The organism is Algiphilus aromaticivorans DG1253 (assembly GCF_000733765.1).
Classification (GTDB): domain Bacteria; phylum Pseudomonadota; class Gammaproteobacteria; order Nevskiales; family Nevskiaceae; genus Algiphilus; species Algiphilus aromaticivorans.
On sequence record NZ_JPOG01000001.1, the window covers coordinates 902,811 to 925,479 of the forward strand.

22 protein-coding genes and 2 pseudogenes are annotated in these 22,669 nt (G+C 62.7%); 10 read left to right on the forward strand and 14 right to left on the reverse strand.

What is annotated here, in order from left to right:
- Positions 1 to 13 precede the first annotated feature (13 nt).
- From U743_RS04190 to U743_RS04220, 7 genes are all read right to left on the reverse strand, one after another.
- Positions 14 to 1,330, reverse strand: coding sequence for a tetratricopeptide repeat protein (locus U743_RS04190; RefSeq protein WP_232226715.1), 1,317 nt, complete (start codon positions 1,328 to 1,330; stop codon positions 14 to 16).
- Between the two features lie 117 nt (positions 1,331 to 1,447).
- Entirely contained in the window at positions 1,448 to 2,044 is a 597-nt protein-coding gene (locus U743_RS04195) for a hypothetical protein (RefSeq protein WP_156966324.1), read from the reverse strand.
- A 236-nt stretch (positions 2,045 to 2,280) separates the two neighbouring features.
- A complete protein-coding gene (locus U743_RS04200; protein WP_043765741.1) occupies positions 2,281 to 2,772 on the reverse strand; it encodes a hypothetical protein in 492 nt (163 codons plus the stop codon).
- Entirely contained in the window at positions 2,765 to 3,472 is a 708-nt protein-coding gene (locus tag U743_RS17920) for an anti-sigma factor family protein (RefSeq protein WP_052367509.1), read from the reverse strand. Before U743_RS17920 ends, U743_RS04200 begins: the two co-directional genes overlap by 8 nt.
- A 4-nt stretch (positions 3,473 to 3,476) precedes the next feature.
- Positions 3,477 to 4,049: an RNA polymerase sigma factor gene (locus U743_RS04210; RefSeq protein WP_052367510.1), complete on the reverse strand. Its 573-nt coding sequence runs from the start codon at positions 4,047 to 4,049 to the stop codon at positions 3,477 to 3,479.
- Positions 4,050 to 4,155: 106 nt separating this feature from the next.
- Positions 4,156 to 4,419 (reverse strand): Txe/YoeB family addiction module toxin, encoded by a 264-nt coding sequence (locus tag U743_RS04215; protein ID WP_043765743.1) that lies wholly within the window; start codon positions 4,417 to 4,419, stop codon positions 4,156 to 4,158.
- Positions 4,416 to 4,658, reverse strand: coding sequence for a type II toxin-antitoxin system Phd/YefM family antitoxin (locus U743_RS04220; RefSeq protein WP_043765744.1), 243 nt, complete (start codon positions 4,656 to 4,658; stop codon positions 4,416 to 4,418). Before U743_RS04220 ends, U743_RS04215 begins: the two co-directional genes overlap by 4 nt.
- Before the next feature lie 241 nt (positions 4,659 to 4,899).
- On the opposite strand from U743_RS04220, the gene U743_RS04225 reads away from it, so the two are divergent.
- Complete coding sequence (locus U743_RS04225; RefSeq protein ID WP_043765746.1) at positions 4,900 to 5,616, forward strand: EF-hand domain-containing protein; 717 nt, start codon at positions 4,900 to 4,902, stop codon at positions 5,614 to 5,616.
- A gap of 157 nt (positions 5,617 to 5,773) precedes the next feature.
- Here the strand turns inward: U743_RS04225 and U743_RS04230 are convergent, their stop codons facing one another.
- The 4 genes from U743_RS04230 to U743_RS04245 all read right to left on the reverse strand — a co-directional run bounded on the left by U743_RS04230 (position 5,774) and on the right by U743_RS04245 (position 8,717).
- A complete protein-coding gene (locus tag U743_RS04230; RefSeq protein ID WP_043765748.1) occupies positions 5,774 to 6,529 on the reverse strand; it encodes a MauE/DoxX family redox-associated membrane protein in 756 nt (251 codons plus the stop codon).
- 147 nt (positions 6,530 to 6,676) lie between these two features.
- Positions 6,677 to 6,910 (reverse strand): hypothetical protein, encoded by a 234-nt coding sequence (locus U743_RS04235; protein WP_043765750.1) that lies wholly within the window; start codon positions 6,908 to 6,910, stop codon positions 6,677 to 6,679.
- Between the two features lie 69 nt (positions 6,911 to 6,979).
- Positions 6,980 to 7,540 (reverse strand): DUF421 domain-containing protein, encoded by a 561-nt coding sequence (locus tag U743_RS04240; protein ID WP_043765751.1) that lies wholly within the window; start codon positions 7,538 to 7,540, stop codon positions 6,980 to 6,982.
- Positions 7,541 to 7,808: 268 nt separating this feature from the next.
- Positions 7,809 to 8,717 (reverse strand): phytanoyl-CoA dioxygenase family protein, encoded by a 909-nt coding sequence (locus tag U743_RS04245; RefSeq protein WP_198021923.1) that lies wholly within the window; start codon positions 8,715 to 8,717, stop codon positions 7,809 to 7,811.
- 294 nt (positions 8,718 to 9,011) lie between these two features.
- Here U743_RS04245 and U743_RS04255 point away from each other — a divergent pair, with 294 nt between their 5' ends.
- Complete coding sequence (locus U743_RS04255; protein ID WP_043765753.1) at positions 9,012 to 9,362, forward strand: carboxypeptidase-like regulatory domain-containing protein; 351 nt, start codon at positions 9,012 to 9,014, stop codon at positions 9,360 to 9,362.
- Between the two features lie 8 nt (positions 9,363 to 9,370).
- On the opposite strand, the gene U743_RS04260 is transcribed toward U743_RS04255, so the two are convergent.
- Positions 9,371 to 10,729: an IS5 family transposase gene (locus U743_RS04260; protein ID WP_052367512.1), complete on the reverse strand. Its 1,359-nt coding sequence runs from the start codon at positions 10,727 to 10,729 to the stop codon at positions 9,371 to 9,373.
- A 108-nt stretch (positions 10,730 to 10,837) separates the two neighbouring features.
- Here U743_RS04260 and U743_RS04265 point away from each other — a divergent pair, with 108 nt between their 5' ends.
- From U743_RS04265 to U743_RS04305, 8 genes and pseudogenes are all read left to right on the forward strand, one after another.
- Entirely contained in the window at positions 10,838 to 12,901 is a 2,064-nt protein-coding gene (locus U743_RS04265; protein ID WP_198021924.1) for a TonB-dependent receptor, read from the forward strand.
- A 38-nt stretch (positions 12,902 to 12,939) separates the two neighbouring features.
- On the forward strand, positions 12,940 to 13,614 hold the full coding sequence (locus U743_RS04270) for a response regulator transcription factor (protein ID WP_043771065.1): 675 nt from the start codon (positions 12,940 to 12,942) through the stop codon (positions 13,612 to 13,614).
- Positions 13,615 to 13,739: 125 nt separating this feature from the next.
- Complete coding sequence (locus tag U743_RS04275; protein WP_198021925.1) at positions 13,740 to 14,849, forward strand: sensor histidine kinase; 1,110 nt, start codon at positions 13,740 to 13,742, stop codon at positions 14,847 to 14,849.
- Between the two features lie 306 nt (positions 14,850 to 15,155).
- Positions 15,156 to 15,655, forward strand: a pseudogene (locus U743_RS18650) (transposase); the annotation flags it as partial.
- A 52-nt stretch (positions 15,656 to 15,707) separates the two neighbouring features.
- Positions 15,708 to 16,742 (forward strand): IS110 family RNA-guided transposase, encoded by a 1,035-nt coding sequence (locus U743_RS04290; RefSeq protein WP_043765763.1) that lies wholly within the window; start codon positions 15,708 to 15,710, stop codon positions 16,740 to 16,742.
- A gap of 213 nt (positions 16,743 to 16,955) precedes the next feature.
- Positions 16,956 to 17,564 (forward strand): annotated as a pseudogene (locus U743_RS04295) (integrase core domain-containing protein); the annotation flags it as partial.
- 293 nt (positions 17,565 to 17,857) lie between these two features.
- Positions 17,858 to 18,448 (forward strand): hemerythrin domain-containing protein, encoded by a 591-nt coding sequence (locus tag U743_RS04300; RefSeq protein ID WP_043765766.1) that lies wholly within the window; start codon positions 17,858 to 17,860, stop codon positions 18,446 to 18,448.
- Between the two features lie 191 nt (positions 18,449 to 18,639).
- Positions 18,640 to 20,181, forward strand: coding sequence for a long-chain-fatty-acid--CoA ligase (locus U743_RS04305; RefSeq protein ID WP_043765768.1), 1,542 nt, complete (start codon positions 18,640 to 18,642; stop codon positions 20,179 to 20,181).
- A gap of 6 nt (positions 20,182 to 20,187) precedes the next feature.
- Here U743_RS04305 and U743_RS04310 read toward each other — a convergent pair whose 3' ends face one another.
- The gene (locus U743_RS04310) at positions 20,188 to 21,672 is read right to left on the reverse strand and encodes an SLC13 family permease (protein WP_043765770.1); all 1,485 of its coding nucleotides are present in this window, start codon (positions 21,670 to 21,672) and stop codon (positions 20,188 to 20,190) included.
- Between the two features lie 166 nt (positions 21,673 to 21,838).
- A complete protein-coding gene (locus U743_RS04315; RefSeq protein ID WP_043765773.1) occupies positions 21,839 to 22,540 on the reverse strand; it encodes an OmpW/AlkL family protein in 702 nt (233 codons plus the stop codon).
- Positions 22,541 to 22,669 lie beyond the last annotated feature (129 nt).

Here is a 22,669-nt window from a genome sequence, read left to right on the forward strand (position 1 = left end):
GCGCAGGTCGGGCTCAGCGGCTCCATTCCAGGCCGAGCAGCAGCGTGTTGCGCTGGTAGGCGAAGCTGTCGAAGGAGCTGTTGTTGTCGCGATATTCGTATTCCAGCAGCGCGCTCCAGTTTCTGCCGAAGCGCCAGCGCGTTCCCAGCCGGGCGGACAGGCGATCCTCGGTGCGCCGCTTCTCGGTGGTGCTGCCGTCCGTATTGCTGAAGCGGTCCGCGTCGCGATACCGGCTGTGCCGGTAAGCGAGCCGAGCTTCCAGGGAGAAGGGGCCGGGCAGGGGCTGACCGACTTCCAGCCGCAGGCGGTGCCGAATCGGCGAGCGACTGAAGAAGGCCTCGGGCTCTTCGAGATCGTCGCGGTCGTTGAATTCGATCCGATAGCCCGTGCGCCACCAGCCGCGACCGAGCCGGCCGGAGGTGCGCAGGCGTGCCCGGTAGCGCCAGCCGGTGAGGAAGTCGTAGCTGTCATCGGCCTGCACGCGCGTGGCCGCTAGCCGGGCGTCCAGATAACGACTGCCGCCCAGAGCGCGCTGCCAGTCGAGGCGTCCGGTGTATTCCTCCTGCAGGCGCTCGTCGTCGATGCGGATGGCGGCTAGCTCGCCGCGGTACTGCAGCGTGCCGCCGGCGAAGGCGGTCTGGCGGCCGGCCGAGCCGCTCAGCAGGGCGGTATTGGCGCGGCGCGTGCTGTCGTAGCGGCGCAGGAAGGCGCTGGCATCGAAGATCCCGGCGCCGCGCCGATGCGAGGCGTAGCCGAAGAGTTCCAGGTAGCCGTCGCTGTCGGTATCGCCGCGGTTGATGTCGTTGAGCAGCGAGGGGTTGCCATCGAAGCCGCCGCCCGCAAAGGCGTAGACGCTGGTCTCCCGGATGCTGCGCGTCCGGCCCAGGCCGGCTTCCGTGAGCCGCCGCAGCGCATCGGTGTCGGCGCGGTCGCGGGCCTGCTGGTAGCGACGCGCTGCCTCGGCGTCGCGCCCGCGGCGCTCTGCGATCAGGCCGAGGTGATAGCGCGCCATGGCGTCGAATCCGGAGGTGTCCGCGAGGCTCTCGAAGGCCGTCTCGGCGCGATCGTAGTTGCGCAGCTTGTAATGCGTCAGCGCCATGTTGAAGTGGAGCTTGGGCGTGTCCATGCCGGCATCGCGCGCACGCTGAAAGGCGCCCAAGGCCTTCCGTAGCTCGTCGTTACGGAAGTGCGACACGCCTTCGTCGAAGTGGTAGCGGCCGCTTTCGGCGGCTGCGCCTGTAATCGGCATGCCGATGCCGAGTTGAAGGGCGACCAGTACGAGCGCCACTGCGCGGAGGTATCGAAGACCTGCCGATGGGCTTGCTGTCACGCCGTTGCTCTCCTGTCGCAAATATTTTCGTTATGTACGCGAAAAAGGAGCGGCGTCTGCCGCTCCCTTCCCACCATCCGATACTGCGATGGTGACTGTAAAGGCGCTCGACGGGTGTTAGCTGTTGCCGCTACCGAGGCCTTCAGGCCGGCCTGCACCCTCCGGGCGGCCCGCCCCTTCAGGGCGCTCGGCGTTGTCGGGGCGTTCCATGTCCTCCGGGCGTTCGGCGTCATCCGGCCGATCCATGCCGTCGGGGCGGATCATGTCATCGGGACGGCCAGCGTCGTCCGGGCGCCCGGTGTCGTCGGGACGACGGTCCTGGGCGGCCTCGGCCTGCTCGCGGCCGAAGGCTTCGCCGTCCTCGCGTGCCTGCCGTGCGGTTTCCAGGCCCGCGCGGGAGGCTTCCTGCGCCTGCTCGCTGGCCTGTTCGGGCAGCGCAAGCTCGGCCTGCGCATCGGCCTCGGCTGAGGCATCGGTGTCGTCGCCGACTTCCGCGTCGGCTTGGCCTTCCGCATCGGCTTCCGCGGCATCGGCGACCACGGCTTCGACATCGGCGGAGACCGAGGCGTCGATGTCGACGACGTCGGAGGGGGCCTCGGTGGCGTCCATGACGTCAGCTTCGAGGCCGTCGAGACCCTGGGCGTCCTGGGCATGGACGGTGGAGAAGGCGAGTGCGGCGGCTGCGGCCAGCAGCATTGCGGGTGTCTTTGGCATGTGTCTGCTCCTGATTTCGTGCGAGAGGTGAGCCGACGTTCCCGGTTGGATCAGTGCCGAATTTGTCGCTCGTCCTCTACACGAGGAGGTGCCACGATTCGTTCCATTCCCGCGCCGGGAAACGGCCGTTGAACCCCACTCCGAAAGCAGCGACGCCCCGAGCTGTTGTCAGCCCGGGGCGTCGCTGCTGCGCATGGCCGGGAAGGCTGCAGAGGTCGGGTCGGCTACCGCCGTTGCTACGGCCTACCGCCAACGTCGTCGGGGGCATTGCCGCCCACGCCGTCCGGGCGGCTGTTGTCCGGCAGATCGGGTTGCTCGCCGGTGGGCGTTTCCGGTCGGTCGCTGCCTGGGTTTTCCGGGCGGTTGCCGTCACCTGCGTTGTCCGGTCGATTGTCGTTACCGTTACCGGGGCGACCGGCGCCGTCCGGCGGGCCGACGCCCTCGGGCGGCCCCTGGCGCTCGCGTGCCTCTTCGGCGGTTTCCTGGCCGAACTCGGCGCCGCGGTCGCGTGCCTCGGCCGCGGTATCCCGCCCCGGTATCTCGCTGCCGCCATCGCCGCTGTTCGGGCGCGCGGCGTCGGGCAGTTCGATGCGGCGGGCGGCATCGTCGGGCCGTTCCTCGGCGCCGATGACATCCATTTCGAGCCCGTCGAGCGGGTCGGCGTAGACCGCCGGCGCGGCCACAACGAGGGCGGCGCCCACCAGGAAACTGTAGAAGGCCTTATGCATGAGGGTCACTCTGGGGCTTGGTCGCGATGCTCGCGAGAAGGTCGTTGGCATTGTGACGATTCAGATTGGCGCCATCCATCTTCCGGGCGCGCAGGTTGACACTGAAACTCCGCGTGCCGCCGCCGTAGGAAATCGTGGCAACGACGCTGCCTTCATCGCCCAGCAGACGCACCGGCAGATCCAGCGTATTGGTGCCCTGGGCGAGGTCGGTGGTCCAGCGCAGCTCGCGCTGGCCCGGGTAGCCCTCGATCTCGACGCTGTCCGAAGCTTCGAGGCGGATCTCCGCATTCTTGAGTTCGCCCGGGCTGCGGAAGGCGAGCTGCACCGACTGCGTGACATTCGGCTCGAGTACCACGGCTTCCATTGCGTTCAGCGGCTGGGGCTGCCCGCTCCAGGGCGACCAGAGCACGCCGATGGCGACGCCGAGCACGAGGCTGGCGGCTGCTGCGAAGCCGCCCCACTGCCGGTGCCTGCGGCGGCTGTCGGCAGCACGGAGCGGCGCCAGCAGGCGATCGTTGCGCTGGCTGTCTGCGGGCACATCCTCGCCGAGGGCGCGGAGCTGTGCCCGGAACCGCCGCTCGATGGCCAGCTGTTGCGCGCAGACGGCGCAGGCCTCGGCGTGGGCGCGCAGGCCGGTGTCGTCGGCGATCTCGCCGTCGAGCCATTCATCGATATGGGTGCGGAATTCTTGACAGTTCATGGCATCACTCTCCAGCCCTTACACGCTCTTCGGGGACGCAGGGTTCCATCAGCAGCGCGCGCATGCGGGCGCGGGCGCGGTGCAGCCGGGACTTGAGCGTGCCCAGCGCGATGTCGCCGTCGCGGGCCAGCTCCTCCAGCGAATAACCTTCGATGTCGTGCCAGGCCAGCACGGCGCGATGTGCGGCGCTCAGTTGCGCTATGGCCGCGTTGAGGCGCTCGCGGTCGAAGCGCTGCTCGGCTTGCGCTTCGGGTGTCTGCTGAGCGTCGCCGGGCCACTCCTCGAGCACGGTTTCATCAACATCGGCAATGTCCAGCGGCGTTCGCGTGTGCCGACGCACTTCGTCGATGTAGAGATTGTGCAGCGCGCGCGCCAGCCAGGAACCGGCTTGATCGAGTTCCTCCAGGCGCTGCTCGCGCTGATACAGCTTCAGCAGCAGGCTCTGGACCAGATCCTCCGCGCGTGCGCTGTCCTGCGTGAGCTGCCGGGCGTAGCGGTACAGACGGTCGAGATGCGGCCGCACGCTTGCCTCGAAGCGCTTGCGACGGCTCTCGAACAACTGGCTGACCCGGCCCATTTTCATAGCCCCCTTACACGCTGAGACGCCCGGAATCGTTCCATCCGGGCACCGCCCCCGGGTCGACGATACACGCGCGAAGTCCGGGCGCTAAACCGGAAGCGCCTCAGTCGTAATGGCTCCAGAGTCGGAGCACTTTCACGACCCGCTCCGCTTCCAGCACCTGGTAAACCAGCCGGTGCTGGATGTTGATCCGCCGCGAATAAGCACCCGAGAGGTCGCCGACCAGCTTCTCGAACGGTGGGGGCCTTTGAAAAGGGTCTTCAGCGAGGATGGCCAAGAGCTCCTGTGCCTTCGGCTTCAAGCCGCTGGCGGCCAGCTTCCTTGCATCCTTCTGTGCCTGCCGGGTGTAGACCAGCCGCCAGCTCACCAGTCCAGATCCTCATCGCATTCATCAACCGGGGCCGCCATACCTTCCCGGATCGATTCACGCATGCCGGGTACCGACAACAGATAGAGCGTCTCCTGAATCGCCTCCCAGTCTTCTTCTGAGACCAGAATCGCCTTGTTCCGCTTGCCGGAAATCAGCAGCGGCTGGTGCGAGGACGCCGCTTCGTCGATGAGGCGATACAGATTGGCGCGGGCTTCGCTGGCCGTGATGGCAGACATGGCAGAGACCTTCTTCACTAAGGGACCCCGCAGGATAGTACGGAAAAACGTACGTACGTCAAGAAGTACGTTGTATCGGACGCACCTTAGTAGTGGAGGAAGTGTCAGTCACCGCTGTGAAAACGTTCAGGGGCAGTTCAAGCCACTTGCGCTGAAATCAAATCGCAGTCAGGAGTGGCGCGTCCACATAGCTGCGCCGTTTTCCCGTCAAGACAATCCATAACAATCACTGGGAGTGATTATGAAAAAGCACATTGCCACTATCTCCGCGTTTGCGCTGACCCTCGCAACCGGCCCCGCTGCTGCCGACGGCTTGCTCGGCCTTTCAGGCGGCGCCGACGTCAAGATCGGCGTCAACGCCGAGTCCTCGCTCGGCAAGCAGTTCAAGGCCCTTGATGCCGATGGCGACGGCGTCATCACCAGGAACGAGGCCGAGGCGAACGCCGAGCTGACTTCGAACTTCGGTGCCATGGATGACGACAACGATGACGCCCTGACCAGGGCCGAGTTCAAGAGCGGCCTCAAGGCACGCGCCGAAGGCGCCGGCAACGCCGCAGCGAATGCGGCCGACAAGGCCAAGGCCAGCGCCAGGGCCGGCGCCGACGCATCCGCGGACGCTGCGGCCAAGAGCAAGGCCAAGATGGAAGCTGGCGTCGAGGCCACCGGCGAGGCAGCCAGCGAGGCGGCCTCCAAGACCAAGGCGGGCATCAACGCGGGCGTTGAGGCGACGGCGAACCTCGGCAGCAAGCTTACCGAGCGCTTCCGCTCACTCGACGAGAACGGCAATGGCCTGATCAGCAAGGCTGAGGCCGATGCCAGCGCCGACATCGCCAGCAACTTCGAGGCCGCAGACGACAACGGCGATGGCGTGCTCACGGGCGCCGAGTTCAAGGTGGCCGCCGAGGCCGACGCCGAGAAGGAAAGCGGCGGTTTCTTCAGCAATCTCTTCGGCGGCTGATCACAGCCTGCAGCCAAGGCGGGCGCCCGCTTCCCCGGCATTCGCCACATCGAGCCCCGCGCAGTGCGCGGGGCTTCTTTGTTTGGAACGCTGGTTCCTGGATGACCGCTTTCCTCACAGCAGGCTTCCGCTGCTGAGAGGCCGATCCAGGCTGGGCTCAGAGCAGATACATCCGTAGGGGCATCCAGAGCCCCATGGCGATCATGATCAGGTTCTCCGTGAGGGAGACAAAGCCGAGGGGCACATTGCTGTTGCCCCCTACGCAGGCGCACTTGAGTTCGCGGCGATCCATGTACACCGCCTTGAACACCGATATGGCGCCCACGGTGCCGATGAACAGCGCCACCGGAGCCGCCAGCCAGGTCAGCGCACCCGCCAGCATCAGGATGCCCGCGAAGGTTTCGCCGAAGGGATAGAGGTACCCGTAACCCACCTGCTTCTGCGCCAGCAGGTCGTAGTTGAGAAACATCGTGCTGAAGCTTTCCACATCCTGCAGCTTCTGCAGCCCCAGCAGGATCATGGCAATGGCAACGAACTTCTCGACGGTCATCAGCGAGAACACCGCGCCGCTGAAAAACCACATGATGGCGGTGGCCATCAGCAGAGCGGTGCCGAAAATGGCGATCACCGGCTGGTAACTGGTCTCGTTGTCGGGGTTGTCGAGCCCTAAATGCACACGCAGCTCCTCGTAACCGCCGACGCGCCGGCCGTCGATGAAGGCCTGCGGTGTGGTCTCTACATTCTGTTCCTGCTGGAAGGCATCGACCTCTTGCCGGGTGGTCAGCGGATGGTCCTCTACCCGGTAGCCCTTGCGCTCAAGTAGGAATTTGCTCTTCAGGCCAAACGGACACAGATGCTCCGACATGACCATTCGGTAAAGCTGGGCGGTCTTGCCCTGGTCGCTATCTGCCATGGTGCTTGCTCCTCAAGTTGACTGCCGAGATGGCCTGTCACGTCCGGCACTTCGCCGCCTGATCGAGGTTATCCGGTACCCCGATGGCGCGCACCGAAGCGGCGAATGTGGCGTGCACTTCACGTCACTCGGCGCAGCAGCGCCGCGTCATTCCCTGCCGCTGAAGCTGCGTTCCTCGCGGTAGGGTTGCTCGGCGGAATCCTGCACGAGCACGCGCGCATCACGACCGCGCTCCCGGGAATTCTCCGCCGAGAGAATGGCGGCCGAAACGGCGGCTTCCTTGCTGTCGTAGCGGGGGATGTCGGCGTCCCCCTGCGCCTCGTCGGTGGTCAGTTGCCAGTGGCTTTCCTTCGGCGTGACGTAAAGCGTATCTCGCGACATTGCGGTAACGATCCGATGCATTGAAGGGGCACCGTGGAGTAGACGCCTGATCTTGCGATGAACAGCGCTTCAGTTCCGGGAAGCTGGCCGCTGCGCATGGTCACGGACATCCTGCAGGATCCATTCATCGACCGCGGTATCGTCGGAACTACCGTGGAGCACGTTGATATTTCCGGTGCCCTCAATGACCACTGCGCGGATGGCGCGGCGATCATGCACATTGGCTTTGCGCAGGTGCGTGCGCAGATCGTCCTCCGTTACGCGTGCCACGCGCATGTTCTCTTCCTTGACGATTCCGCCCGGCCCCATCAATAGAATCGGCGTGTTGTCCGTCGCCTTGGCAATGCCGCTGAAGCGTCCACGCAGGCGCGAGACCAGCAACTGCAAGCCATAGAGTGTGGCAAGGGCCACCATGCCCTGCAGCAGCGGCGGATCCTTCGACGCGACCGTGGTCGCGATCATCGAGCCGACCGCGATAGTGACTGCGATGTCGAATGTCGACATCTGCGCGAAGCTGCGTACGCCCGACCATCGCGCGAGGACGAGCGTCGTGCCGTACATGCCCAGCGTGCCCAGCACCACCCAGAGCAGTGGCGTAAGTCCAGGGGCGGTAAACCAATCGATCCACATAGTAGGCTCCTGATGATGTGCAGCGCGCTAGTAATGAGCGGGGGAAGATTGCGGCGCGTCCTTCTGGGTCCTTATTGCTCCGCTGCGCTGGAGGGCGGCGGTCAGGCTGCGGCTGAAGGGAGAGGCGGGGGCACTCCTTGAGGGCTCTGGCGGAAGCGCCCGGAAGGACCGTCACACGCCGAGCCGTCGCGCCGGGAAGCGGCCATCGGAAAGACGTTCTGCCGAGAGCGGGCCTACCGAAGATGCCGCCTGCTCCGCCGCAAGGGCTTCAGGTGTCGGCGAACATCTCTTCGGGCGTGCGTTGCCAGATCAGCTTCTGCCCCTCGTCCTCGCCCAGTAGGGTGATGGGGTCGGCGTTGTCGACGTGGCCATACAGCCCGCGATAGACCGAATACCCGCAGAGCTGCTGCAGCCGCTTCGGGAACTGCCGCGCCGTTTCCAGCGGGATGCCGAGCTGCTGGTTCTCCTGCTGGCGCATGAACCCGGCGGCGTAGTAGTTCGCCACCGCGAAGCGGCGCTCGTTGCTGCGGTTCTCGCCGCCGGCGTGCCAGAGGCTGCCGTGCCAGAAGAGCAGGCTGCCGGCCGGCATCACGCCCGGCACCGTGTCGCAGTCGATGTCGTACTCCGGCATGCCGGAGGCCTTGTGGCTGCCGGGTACGAGGCGCGTGGCGCCGTTCTCCTCGGTGAACTCGGTGATCGCCCAGACGCAGTTCAGCGTGAAGGCTTGGTGCGGCTTCGGCACGGGAATGAGCTGGTCGTCGGCGTGAACGGGCTGCGCCCCCTGGCCGGGCGACAGCGTGATCGCGCTCAGCGAAGAAAGCTGCAGCTCCTCGTCCAGCACGCGCTCGGCAAAGGCCAGCGCTGTCGGATGCACCGGGATCTCCCAGAACTCCGGACCGTGCACGAGCAGGTTGTAGATGCGCACCGTGCGCTTGCCCTCGAAGTCGGTATCGCGAAAGCCGAAATCCTGTTCGCGCTCGACCCGCAGCAGAGCCTGCTTGATGGTCTCCACCTGTGCGGGATCAATGGCGTTCTCGAAGATGACGAAGCCATCGCGCTCGAAGTCGCGCAGCTTGGCGTCGATGTCCCAGTCGGCTGCCGGCATGCTGTTCTCCTCCTTCTTCTTGGTATGCCCTGTCAGCGCATAGCAGTAGGCGCGACGGGGACAAACTTGCACGGAGTGATTCAGCCCCGCAACCGCAGCATGGTTGCGCGTACCCAGAGCTTCCGCGTCGGCATTAGCCCCTTATGGGCCGAGGGGGCGGGCTGGTTGTTCCCGATGGCCCTGTTGTGCCGGAATCCGTCATCTCTCCGACTGGTGGCCTCTCCCCGACGGCTCATCGAGGCTGCTGCAGACATCTTGGTACCGATGATGCAGCCTTCACCTTTCAGCGACTTTTTGGTCACATTAGTGCTGCTACCTTTCCTGCCATTCTTCGAACAATGATGATCGATCAGTGGAGGTATAGGGATGAGAGCGCTCTTCAATCAAGCACCGCTGTTGATTCTGACGGTGCTCCTGATTGCCTTTCCACTTATTACAAAAGCAGCTGAAGCGCCCGGGGCCCTGACTTTCATCGTTAAAGATCAGAACACCGATCGGCCGCTCTCCACCGCAATAATAACGATTACGGAACGGGCGACCTCCTCCACACGATCTGTAGCCACCGACGACCAAGGCCGCATCGTCGTTGAAAACCTCGACCCCGGTCTCTACTCAGTGGGCGTCGCAAAAGATGGGTTCGCTTCATTGTATGAGCCAAGCGTACGCGTGGTAACCCGCAAAAACACCAAGCTCGAGCTCGAACTTAGTCGTCCCTGAAGATTCCTTCACAAGCTCGCTTCCGGCGCCATAGCCCTGCGGTCCGGCGTGGTGAGCGGCAGTAGCGCGGCCAGGATTTGGGCCCAAAAAGCGATGATCCAGCGCATCAGCCACCGTAGGTTATAGCCGGCAGCGGCCAGCACCGGGTTCATGGCATCGCCGAGCGCACCCTTGAGGTGGCAGCGGCGCATGCGGTTCTCTTCCTTGAGGTGGCCGATGGTCGGTTCGACCGCCTGTCGGCGCTTGAGCAGGCGTTTCTGGCTGGGTGTCAGGGTCTTGGGCTTGCCGCGATGGATGACGGTGACGCCTTCGGGCTGCCTGCCGCGATAGCCGAGGTCGACGATGGCGGTAGTCGGTGAGATGCCGGTGAGGATCTCGGTCTGTTCCAGATGCTCGGCCAGGGTGTCGCCGTCATAGGGATTGCCGGGGAAACTGCGGGCACCGACGATGAGGCCTTTCTTCGCCGTGATGGCGATGCCGGCCTTGACGCCGAACTCGTAGGGCTGCCGGGCTTTGCCCTTGCCGATGCACTCGACCTCCGGGGCGTGCAGGGCGTAGAGCTTGTTTTTGTCTTTCTTCTGCTGGCTGCGGATGCGCTCGGCGCGCGCCAGCAGCGTGGCGAGCTTGTCTTGCTGTTCCGGGCTGGCTTTGCGTTGGATGTCGCGGATCAGCCGGCCGAGGATGGTGCGCTGCTTGCCCAGCACGCGCCGTAGGCGCTTGTACTGCTTGGCGTGGGCGTAGCCGCCGGCGCGGCGGCGCAGGCTGGGGCCGATGCGAGCGTAGCTTTGGCGGAGATCGATGCCTTCGGATCTCGCGGCTTTGACCAGCTTGTAGCGGGCAATCTCGAGCAGGCGGCTGTCGGTGGGATAGGCCACGGCCTTCTCCTGCACGGTGCTGTCGATGACCACGCGTTCCAGATCCCGAGGCCGGATGGCCTTCATGGCCTTGGCGGCTTCGATGGTCTGGGCCAGCAGCTCTTCGACACCGGCTTCGCCGAGGCGCTGGCGGAAGCGGGTCAATGAGGAGGGGTCGCAGGGCAAGGTGGTCTGAAAGTAGACCTCGCCGCAGAAGTGCTGCCAGTAGGGATTCTCCAGCCAGCGGGCACAGACCTGTTCGTCGGACAGGTTGTAGGCGTGCTTGAGATACAGCAGGCCGACAACCAGGCGCATGGGCAGCGCCGGGCGGCCCGCACCGGCCGGCTCCGGTGGCAGCACGCCGGAGAGCCGCTCGGCGATGGCCTCCCACGGCATCTTCTCGGCCAGCTTCACCAGCGGGTGCTCATTCCCGATCATCTGATCGAGCCGCGCCCGAAACAGATCGTCGCTTCGTCCTTCGGGGCCTTCGCAGGCCGCAGGCTTGTGGCGCATCAGCAGGCGTCCAAGTTTTGCAAGGTTTCGAGGCCCATTATCGCCTTTGCTGGCGATTTCTGGAAGCAGATATCGCTACTTTCTCGCGCCTGATCAATGGGTTGCGGATTGTTCAGGGCCGACGAACTTAGAGAGCAGCTATTCGAGATCGTTGTCCGAGAATGGAAAACTGACCCCCTCGAGTCACCTAGCAGCGTCTATATAGATCGAGAAGCATTACGAAGTGCAGTTGGCGGCGGCGCAGATCCACTCCTCTCTCTTGACGGCTTGCCTGGCCTGGCATCCGCCAGTGAATTCGCCAGCTTTAGCGTGCGCGGCCGTGGGCCAAGAGATAACTTGATATTCGTTGATGAATTCCCCTTCGATAAAGCGATACACTTTGACGCGACACTTGGTGAAGAAGAAGATGTCGGTGGGGGCGGGCGGTTCTCCATTTTCGCACCGAACGTTATCAGTGGTGCAGAGTTTTCACCGGGAGGCTGGGGAGCGGCATATGGTGGCCGCGCGGGATCATTACTCAAACTAGAAGTCGCTGACGGAAATCCAAGCCCATCAGCGAGCTTGCGGCTCGATCTAGCGGGCTACGAGGTGGGTTATGACGGCCCCGCCGGAATTACTGAAGGCTCAACTTTACTCGTTTCTGCCCGACGGCTGGATTTTGGTGACTTGTTTGAAACCATCGAAGAACTAGACATCGGGGAGCCTGTCTTAAGGGACATCCTTATAAAGTCTGTCGTACCAGTCAGCCAGGACAACACGTTAGAAATTCTGATGATAGATACACGCGAAGACTTTACTCGCGACGTGAACAACGTGTTCGAATCACCAAATTTCGAAGATGCTTCACTTCAAGACTCCGAACAAGATAGTGATTTGTATGGTCTGACATTGCAATCCTTGCTCGGCGATAATGCTGTCTGGTCCAACAAGGTCTACTATCGCAAAAGCGACAAGGTCAGTTCAGAGGGCGAGGCATTTCCAGATTTGGCACCTTCGGGGTCGCCCGCTTCCAGTTTTCCGGTGCGGGAGGACATCATCACCATCGGAGAAGCTGAGACGGAGATAGGCTGGCGAAGTGACTTCGAGACCCTTAATAGATGGGGAATTTTCAGTAGCGGTATTCGAGTAACGGAGCTTGAGCTAGTCTATGAGACAACCCTCGATGGCGACTGGATCCGGTTTGTTTATGACAGCGATGACTTTAGACCAGACTCAGAGCAGAAATTTATTGTGCTGACGCCAGAGAACACCGACTCCTCACTCAACCAGACAGAAACGAGTTATGCAGGTTACGTAGATCAGGTCTTTGAATTCGGTGATTGGAGCTTTGGCGCGGGCGTACGGGTTGAGCGGGACGGTTTCGCGAGAGAGAGTTTCGCGTCGCCGCGTTTCAGAGTCAATTGGCGCCCGAGCGGAACAATCAGATATTTTGCGACCGCAGGACTCTTTCACCAGTCTCCACGTTATTTAGAACTTGCCGCGAACGATTCGAACAATCTGGATAACGAAAGAATCACTCATCGTAGCTTAGGCGTTCAGTGCTTTCCCAACAGAAACTGGTCGATATTGACGGAGACGTATTACCAAAGCCTGGACAACTTGATCGTAGACCTAGATCGAGTCAACGGAACCTTTGCGAACATCGGTGAAGGCAGATCGTACGGATTGGATATCGTGGCCGACGGCATGATTCGCGAAGGCGTTTACGGGACCGCGACCTATTCTTATAACAATGCAGAGGTTGACCGAAAGGACGGTCGCGGTAACGTGGCAGCCGAGTTCAGCCGCGACCACGTCGCCACACTCGGCCTTACCTGGGAAATCAATGACAGGTGGAAGGTCGCGGTGCGCTACAAATACCTTTCCGGGAGGCCAGACGACGAGTTTATAATTCACCCAGACGTCTTGGGAGACGGGGAACCTCTACGCTTCTCTAAAGAGATCACCGAGCGCAATATCGGTCGCAAAAGCAGTTCTGCTTTGTTGAACGCTCGCGTTGACTATCGTCGCGCGTTTGGGCCCATAGACGTAACAGCGTTTCTCGATGTCATCAACGTAACCGCAGCATCTTCGAGCGATGATACCGAGTTTGATTACCGTCGAGGCGTCCAAGTTGAAGATGACAGTGAAGCCGAGCCGCTTATTGGCCTGCGACTGGATTATGCTTGGTAAGGATGCAGCAGATGGCAGACAAGCTTTTTGCCGCTCCTATTAGAGTTTTGGTCGTGGAAGACAATCGCGATATCTGTGAGAACATTGCCGCATACCTTGAGAAGTACAGGTACGTTTTGGATTTTGCTTATGATGGCATAAGCGCTATGCACTTGGCGTTGACGAATCCATTCGACGTTATTGTTCTGGATATTATGCTGCCGAGAATGGACGGCCTAACGTTCTGCCAAAAGCTGCGAGCTGATGCTGCACTGGAAACGCCCATTATCATGCTTACGGCCAGGGATACGCTGGACGATAAGCTTAAGGGGTTTATGGCGGGTGCCGATGATTATTTGGTCAAGCCATTCGCGCTGCAAGAGCTACATGCCCGACTGCAGGCCCTGTACAAGCGCCGTCATGGAAAAACCATGAATCGCTTGACCATTGGTGACCTGACCATGAACAGGTCTACGTTGCAAGTGCATCGCGGGGGGAGGCGCGTCGATCTCACCCCTGCCTGCTTGAGGCTACTTCAACGATTGATGGAAGAGACTCCGTCTGTTGTGGCGCGCGAAGATCTCGAAGCGTCGTTGTGGGCCAACGAGCGCCCCGATGGTGATGCGCTTCGCTCGCACATGTACAAGCTGCGGCAGGCTGTTGATAGGCCGTTCGATAAACCACTAATTCATACCGTACACCGCGTCGGGTACCGAATTGCAGAGGATGCTTAGAAATGTACCGGTACAGTTTGCGCACGCGTGTCGCAATTGCATTTGCAATATGTGTCGCTGTACTCAGTATGGCTTGGGGGTTTGCTTTCTTCGCTGCGATTAGGTTGAGCGAGGACCGTGTGCTGATGCATCAGCTGCAGCGCGCCGCCGAAAGTTATCCCTCGCCGACGATGAACCTTCGCGGATACGATGATGTTGACAGCCTGCCTGAATCACTCAGGGGCTGGGCGAAGACAAACCCCAATGAAGGGTTGCACGAATTCCAGACCGAAGAGCTTCATGTCGCTGTAGTACCTACAGATACGGGACAGGGACAGGCATTCGTGGTCTTCGATGTTGCCGGGATTGAGGCAGCGTCTTCAGAGGATTGGTGGTTACTGCTCTTGATCACCGGTGTCGTGGGGACGCTCGGTGCTCTTGGTTTCGGGTTGGGGGTTCTTGTGATGCGTAGAGCTGTCGCCCCCGTCGCGCAACTTGCCAGAGTGGTCGCAGATATTGATCTGGACCAACGATCGGGCGCAGATCATAAACGGATAGAGTCGAGTCGCTTCGGCGACGATGAGGTTGGCGTACTCGCTGCGGCCATCGAGAAGACGCTTGATCGTATCAGCGAATTCGTCGAGAGAGAACGAAACTTTACGGCTGCAGCCAGCCACGAGTTGCGAACGCCGATCACGGTGATCACAGGCGCGATTGAACTGCTAGAGCAAAGCGATCTGTCGGCGGATGACGTAAGGGCGTTGGATCGAGTGAGGCGTGCGACACTCGACATGAGGACCACGATTGAAATGTTTTTGAGCCTCGCTCGTGAAACTGATGACGGGTTGTATAGCGAGCATTTTTTGGTAAAGCCGATGGTCTGCCGGGCGATAGATCAACAGCGGCATCTACTGAACGGCAAGTCGGTTTATGTTGATGTCGACGATCTCGCTGGGCCGGAGGTCGATGGACATCCGCAAGCATTTTTTATAGCGGTGAGTAATCTGGTGCGCAATGCATTCGAGCACGCGCTCGACGGGCAGGGGCCGATTACCATTACCATAAAAGAGCGGGAGCTATTAGTGGCCAATCAGGTGAGCAGTTGCGCGGATGGGAGGTACGGAGCGGCCGAGCCATTGTCGTCCGATGGATATGGTCTAGGTCTGGGCATTGTTCAACGGTTGTGCGAACGCAACGGCTGGTCGTTCTCGCTGAACGTTGATGATGCGCGCGTAGCCGCATGCCTCTCGTGGTGATGGCTGACGCTTGAATTCCCCAGTACCGAAAGCAGCTTCCCACCCAAAATTGCGGCCCTCGCGAAGGCCTCGGGACTGACACCACCGAGGCGGCTTTGACGTCGATTGGAGTCAATCTCCGACAGACCACGGTTTCGCCACGACCGCTTCGGGCTGCGGATTCAACCGATCGACGCAATCTTCATGGCCCCCTCAGGTTGCTACTTTCGTAGCGCTCCGTTGCTTGCTCACGTTGTCGCCTTCCCGTAAATTCGGTCCATTGCAAGCTGGAGATCTCCGGGCACACTACGGCCCAGGAGGCCAGCGATGCGCAAGAGCAAGTTTTCCGAGAGCCAGATCGTCAACACGCTGAAGCAGGTGGAGGGCGGTCGCTCCGTCAAGGAGGTCTGCCGTGAGATCGGCATCTCCGATGCCACGTACTACACCTGGAAGTCGAAGTACGGGGGCATGGAGGCGGCTGATGTGCGGCGGCTCAAGGAGCTGGAAGAAGAGAACAACCGGCTGAAGCGGATGTATGCGGATCTGGCGCTGGAGAACACAGCGCTGAAGGATGTCATCGCAAAAAAGCTTTAGGTCCGGCGCACAAGCGCCCGCTGGTGGCGATGCTCCGCGAGGAGCACGGTTTCAGCGAGCGCCGGGCTTGTCAGGCGGTGGGCTTGTCCCGATCGGTTGCGCGATACCGGCCTCGGCCGGATCGTGACGAGGAGGTCATCGTGGTGCTCCAGGAGCTGGCAGAACGCTATCCCGATCGCGGCTTCGGCAAGCTGTTTAAGCTGGTGCGTCGGCGTGGCCTGGTCTGGAATCACATACCGTAATCGCACACAGTTCAAGAGCTGACCTGACTGTGCGGAGGTTGCGATGAAAAGCTATGTGGGCCTGGATGTTTCGCAAAAGACCACGATGATTTGCGTGGTCGACGAGGAAGGCAACTGCTTGTGGGAAGGCGCCTGCGATAGCCACCCACTCGAAATGGCGCAGGTCCTAAAAGCCCATGCGCCGAATCTTCAGCAGGTCGGTCTGGAGACTGGTCCGCTTGCCGTATGGCACTGGCACGGCTTGAAGGATCTTGGTTTGCCCATCGTGTGCCTGCATGCCAGGCATGCCCATGCCGCCATCCAGATGCAGGTCAACAAGACGGACCGCAATGATGCACGTGCTCTGGCTCAGATCGTCCGTACAGGCTGGTACCGACCTGTTGCCGTGAAAAGCATGGAAACCCACCGTATCCGCCTCATGTTGACCGCGAGGGCTCGCGTCGTATCCATGCGGGTCACGCTCTACGCGCAGATTCGAGGGCTGGTGAAGACGTTCGGGCACGTGATGCCACCTGGCCGAGGCAGCCAATTCGAGCAGCTCGTTCGCGACGTTATGGAAGCAGATCCTGTGCTTGCCGGAACATTAGGCCCTCTACTTGAGTTGTGGTGCGACTTGAGTCGCCAGTTACGAAAATACGATCGCGACCTGGTTCGGACCGCGCGCAGACTTGAGGTCTGCCGCCGTTTGATGACCGCGCCTGGTGTAGGGACTTTGACGGCACTAGCCTTCGTGACCGCCATCGAAAACCCACATCGCTTTCGACGGTCGCAGGATGTTGGTGCTTATCTTGGCCTTACACCGAGGCGGTATGCTTCCGGCGAGGTCGACCGTAGTGGCCATATCTCCAAATGCGGCGACCGGATGACCCGAAGCCTACTCTTTGAAGCCGCGAACGTGCTCATCACCCGCAGTCATACCGACTCTGCTTTGCATGCGTGGGCACGTTCGCTACGGCAACGGATCGGCGCCAAAAAAGCGAAGGTTGCTTTGGCGAGACGTTTAGCTGTAACGCTGCACCGCATGTGGGTGGACGGCACTCAGTTTGACGGGCAGCGGGGATTACCCGCTGCTGCTTGAAGGGTAAAGAGGACGCAACTGCCGGTTCGTCGCCAGGATCATCCCGAGACTCGCTTGACGGCTTGTGTTTCAAGACCGCGTGAATCACATAGGGAGATCCTTGCGACACTTGGGCGCTATGTGGAGGCCGACCAGATCGGACCTCGGAGACGACAACGAGCCAGGCAGTTGCGCATTCTCAGTGCTGGATGTTGACAGGGGCGATTAGACGACAAGCGCGTGTGGCGCGTGTACTGCGCCCTGAAGCTCAACCTACGGCGCAAGGGCAAGCGGCGCCTGCCGCCGCGCATTCACCAGCCGCTGGTGATCGGCGAACGCATCAACAGCTCATGGTCGGCGGATTTCATGTCGGATTCGCTCTGGGATGGCCGGCGTTTCCGTACCTTCAACGTGGTCGACGACTTCAACCGTGAGGTGCTGGGCGTCGAGATCGATCTGAACCTGCCGGCACCGCGTGTCATCCGTGTTCTCGACCGCATTGCTGCCTGGCGGGGATACCCGCAAAAGCTTCGACTGGACAACGGCCCGGAACTCATCTCCATCGCCCTGGCCGATTGGGCAGAGGCGCGCCACGTCGAGCTCTGCTTCATCCAGCCCGGCAAGCCCATGCAGAACGGCTTCATCGAACGCTTCAATGGCAGCTATCGGCGCGGCGTGCTCGACATGTATGCCTTCCGCACACTCTCAGAGGTCCGCGAGCGGACCGAGCACTGGCTGCGCGACTACAACGAAACGATTCCCCACGACGCCCTGAACGACCTTACCCCTGCCGAATTCCGGCAGATCCACCAACCCGGAACCTCTAGTTATGCGTGGACCTGATCTGGGGAGTCGACAACGTTACTCGCCATAGCGCACGTTATCCAGTCGATTTTTGGTGGGCCTTGACCGAGATCAAGATGCTGCTTTGTGGAGCCGCTTAGGCTGCCACTGTTGGGTGCGGATGCGCCCGCTAGGGCCGTCAGGAGCGCGTGTTATGGCTAGCGGGATCGGAATGCGAAAGTACGGCACCGGTGGGTATGTCTCGGCTCTTGCTGGTTGGCATCACCCGATGGCGCTTGGGGCGGTGAGCGTATTGCTCGCGTTGGTAGGGCTGCGTTGCGGGGGGTGGGTTTATGCCTGGTAAGCGCGCTGAGGCCGGTGGTGCTTCGTCGAAGCTGATCGGCATCCTCAAGGAAGATCACAACCATTTCGCGGTGTTGCTGGATGCGCTGGACAGGCAGGCCGACTTGTTCGCGGATGGCGAGGCGGTGGATTACGAATTGCTGGAGACTGGAATCTCTTATCTGCGCGCTTACGCGCACGCCGTGCATCACCCGCTCGAGGAAGCCATTCTGGAAAGGCTTAGCGAGAGGGCGGCGGATGACGGTTTGGTTGGTCGGGAACTCTCGCTTCAGCACGAGCGCCTTGAGGACTCTCTGAAGTTGCTGCAAAGCGCTTTCCACGACGCCGGCGAGGATCAGTCCACGCTGCGTCAGCCACTGGCCGAAGCCCTGCATCGCATGGTCAGCGATATGCGCGCCCACAACGTGTGGGAGGAGGCGAATTTCTTCCCGGCGGCCGGGCGCGCCCTGGGTGCGCAGGATTGGGCGCAGTTGTCGACGGGGGCAGAGGGGCAGGCCGTTCCCGCGGCGCGGCCGCTGGACCCTCGCTTCAGCAATCTGTTGCAGCAGCTCGGCTGCTCGGTGTCTGCGGACGGCGAGTAGACGCTTCAGGCGGGGCTGATTCAATGGCTCTATCCGGGCCGGTTTCCTGCGGTGTTGGCAGTGACTTGCTAAGTTGATGCAGCGCGTGGCATATCGCCTTCCTGTTCCTTCGGGAGGCTTGACGGAGTGACGCCCTTCCGCCTCGCTATCCGACTTGCGCCGCAAATACCTAAAGACAAGGAGACCTGCTCATGCATATCACCCAGACCCTTCGTCGCGCCGTACAGACGCGCGGTGACGCCACGGCCACCGTGTGTGGCGACCGGCGCCGCAGCTGGCGCGAGGTCGCTGACCGTGTGGCGCGGCTGGCGGGGGCCGTGCAGGCGCTGGGTGTGCAGCGCGGGGATCGGGTGGCGATCCTGTCGCTGAACAGCGACCGCTACATCGAGTATCTCTACGCGGTCGCCTGGGCCGGGGCGGCGGCGAACCCGGTGAATATCCGCATGGCGCCGGGCGAGATCGCCTACACGCTGGAGGATTCCGGCAGCCGCGTCTTGTTCGTGGACGATACCTTTGCGCCGATGCTGCCCGCGCTGCGCGAGCAGGTGTCGGCGCTGGAGCAGGTCATCTTCTGCGGCGACGGCGAGCTGCCCGAGGGCACGCAGGGCTTCGAGGCGCTGATTGCTGCGCACGGGCCGGTGCCGGACGCCGACGCTGGCGAAGAGGATCTGGCCGGCCTGTTCTACACCGGCGGTACCACCGGCAAGGCCAAGGGCGTGATGCTGTCGCACGACAACGTCATGCACAACATGCTGAACGCGATACCGATTCTGGGTTACGACGCGTCGACGGTGTATCTGCACGCGGGGCCGATGTTCCATCTGGCGGACATGGCGAGCACCTTCGCGGTTACCGCGGCCGGCGGCGTGCACTGCGTGATTCCGCGCTTCGACATCGAGCCGCTGCTGGAGATCATGCAGCGGGAGAAGGTCACGCACACCATGCTGGTGCCGACGATGATCAACATGCTGCTGGCTTCCGGCCGCATTCAGGAATTCGATCTGTCCAGTCTGCGGCGCATGCTCTACGGTGCCTCGCCGATGCCGGAGGCGGTGCTGCTGCGCGCCATGGAGGCGCTGCCGACTACCGGCTTCACGCAGGGCTACGGCCAGACCGAGGCCGCGCCGCTGATCACCTTCATGCCGCCTGAGGCGCACTACGCGGGTAGCGACAAGCTGGCTTCCGCCGGTGTGCCCGGCTACAGCGTGGACGTCGCGATCATGGACGAGGACGGCACGGCGCTGCCCAACGGCCAGGTGGGCGAGGTCTGCGCGCGTGGCGGCAACATTATGCAGGGCTACTGGAAGCGCGCCGAGCAGACGGCCGCGACGCTTCGCGACGGCTGGCTGCGGACGGGGGACCTGGGCTACATGGACGACGACGGCTTCGTCTTCATCGTCGACCGCGCCAAGGACATGATCATCAGCGGTGGTGAGAATGTCTTCAGCGTGGAGGTCGAAGGCGCCATTTATCAGCACCCGGACGTGCAGGAGACCGCCGTCATCGGCGTGCCCAGCGAGCGCTGGGGCGAGGCCGTGCACGCCGTCGTCGTGCCGAAGGCGGGTGCCACGCCCACCGAGCAGGCCATCATCGAGCACTGCCGCGGCGTCATCGCCGACTACAAGCTGCCGCGCAGCGTCGAGATCCGCAGCGAGCCGCTACCGGTCAGTGGCGCGGGCAAGATCCTGAAGACGACGCTGCGCGACGACTGGGGCACGCGCAACGGCGCCTGAGCGGGCTCAGCAGAGGCCGGGTGCGGCCAGCCAGGCCGTGAGCGCGACCGGCGGGATGGCCAGCAGGTTGAGGGCGAAGCCGGCACGCGCCATCTGGCCGACGCTGACGCGGCCGGTACCGAAGACGATGGCGTTGGGCGGGGTGGCCACCGGCATGATGAAGGCGTAGCTCGCCGACAGCGCCACGGCCACCACCAGCATCGCCGGCGGTGCGCCCAGGCCGACGGCGACAGCAGCCAGCACCGGCACGAAGGTCGTGGCCACCGCCGTGTTGCTGGTCAGCTCCGTGGCGAAGATGACTAGCGTGACCACCGCAAGCAGCAACACGGTCGCTGGCACGGCGCCCAGCCCGCCGATGCCGCCGGCAATGAAATGGTCGACCCCGTGCGTGCCGATGGCCTCCGCCAGACTGAGGCCGCCGCCGAAGAGCAGCAGCACGCCCCAGGGCAGGCGCAGCGTCGTGTCCCAATCCATGGCCGGCACGCCGCGCCGTACCGGAATCAGGAAGAGTGACAGCGCGCTCAGGATGGCGATGGTCGGGTCGGTGAGCAGCGCAAGACCGGGCAGTTCGGCGAGCTGCGGGCGCAGGATCCAGGCCAGCGCGGTGAGGCCGAAGACGATGCTGACGATCTTCTCGCCGCGGCTCATCGGGCCGAGCGCGGCCACCGCCTTGCCGATCTGCTCGCGGCCTGTGCCGAGGCTGGTCAGCCGCATGGGGAAGGCCCACCAGGTCAGGTAGGCCCAGGCCAGCGGCAGGAAGACTGCCACCAGCGGAATGCCGAAGCGCATCCAGTCGAGCATGCCGATGCGGCAGCCCAGCTCGTGCTCCAGATAGCCGGCCGCCACCAGATTCGGCGGCGAGCCGATCAGGGTGCCGACGCCGCCGATGGAGGCCGCGTAGGCAATGGCCAGAAGCAGGCAGGTGGCGAAGCTGGTCAGCGCGGGATCGTCGGGTGCATCGGGCGCGTCCGGCTCGCTGACCATGCGGATGACGCTGATGGCCACCGGCAGCAGGATGATGGCCGCGGCGGTGTTGGAGATCCACATGCTCAGCCCGGCCGACGCCAGCATGAAGCCGGCGACGAGCCGGCGCGGGCCGGTACCCACCGCTGCGACAATGTGCAGCGCCACGCGCCGATGCAGCCCCCAGCGCTCCATGGCCAGGCCCAGAATGAAGCCGCCCATGAAGAGGAAGATGATGTCGCTGGCGTAGGGCTTGGCGGTAGCCGCCATGCCGGCCACGCCCAGCAGCGGGAACAGGCCGAGCGGCAGCAACGCCGTGGCAGGCAGGGGTAGCGTCTCGCACAGCCACCAGGTAGCCATGAGCACGCCCACCGCCGCCGTGGCACGGCCGGCGTGACCCAGGCCGCCAGCGTCGGCATCGGGAATGAGTGCATAGATGACAAGCGCCAGCGCCGGTCCAAGCATCAAGCCGATGCGCTGGATGCGCAGGGAGGGGCCAGCGTGTTCGCTGCCAGTGGCGGGAGTCATATGTGCAGCCTACTGGCGGCGCCGGAAGCGCACTAGCCGCTGCGGGCTTGGCGGTGTCGGGCGAGGATTGTCCGGGCGTCGACGCGAGGTGCCTGCAAACAAGAAGGCGGTGGGGTGCCCATTGGGCAAACCCCGCCGCCAGTTCTGTACCGCCTTGCCGCTTCGACTAGAAGCGGTAGCCGGCGCCGACCATAAGCACCCAGGGATCGATATCGACGTCGACGCGCGTGCTGCCGTCGTCGCTGGGATCATTCGGGTCGCCCTCGAAGTTGATGGTTGCTTCCGTATCGATGGCAATCCACCAGAGTGCTGCGTTGAGGAACCAGTTCTCGGCGACTTCCCAGTCCGCGCCGACTTGAACCGCCGGGCCGAAGCTGTCTTCGAGGTCGATCTTCGACCGACCCAATGCACCCTCGAGGCTTTCCGAGCTGCTCTCGTCGAAGAAGAGGGTGTAGTTCACGCCGATACCGGCGTAGGGGTGGAAGTTGTTCTGCGTCGGGATATGGATGTTGAAGAGCAGGGTCGGCGGCAGGTGAGTGACCTCCGCGATCTTGCCGAGGCCGCCGAGATCCGGGCCGGTGGCCTTGATGTCGTGGTCGAATGGCACCGCTCCGAGCAGGTCGATGCTGAAACGATCATTCAGCATATAGCTGATGGAGAGGCCGGCGGAGAAGGCGTCATCCACCTCGACACCGTTGCCGGGGAAGCCAGCGACGTCGCCGCTCGAATCGTTCGGATAGACCCAGGCGCCGCCGACGCGCACGATCAAGTCGCCCGCTTCGTGTGCATGAGCGAGTGGCGCGAGACCGAGCGATGCGACGACACCCAGTGCCGCGATGAGACGGGTGCTTTGCCTGTTTGCGTACATGACCTTGCCCTTGTTGTTGCTGCTGGTTGCAGGAACGACCCCCGGAGCAGTGCATCGTCAGCCAATGCCGCGTGGGCGCCGTGCCGGGGTATCGAAGCGATCCCGCTTCTCCATCCCCGACAAGCGCCA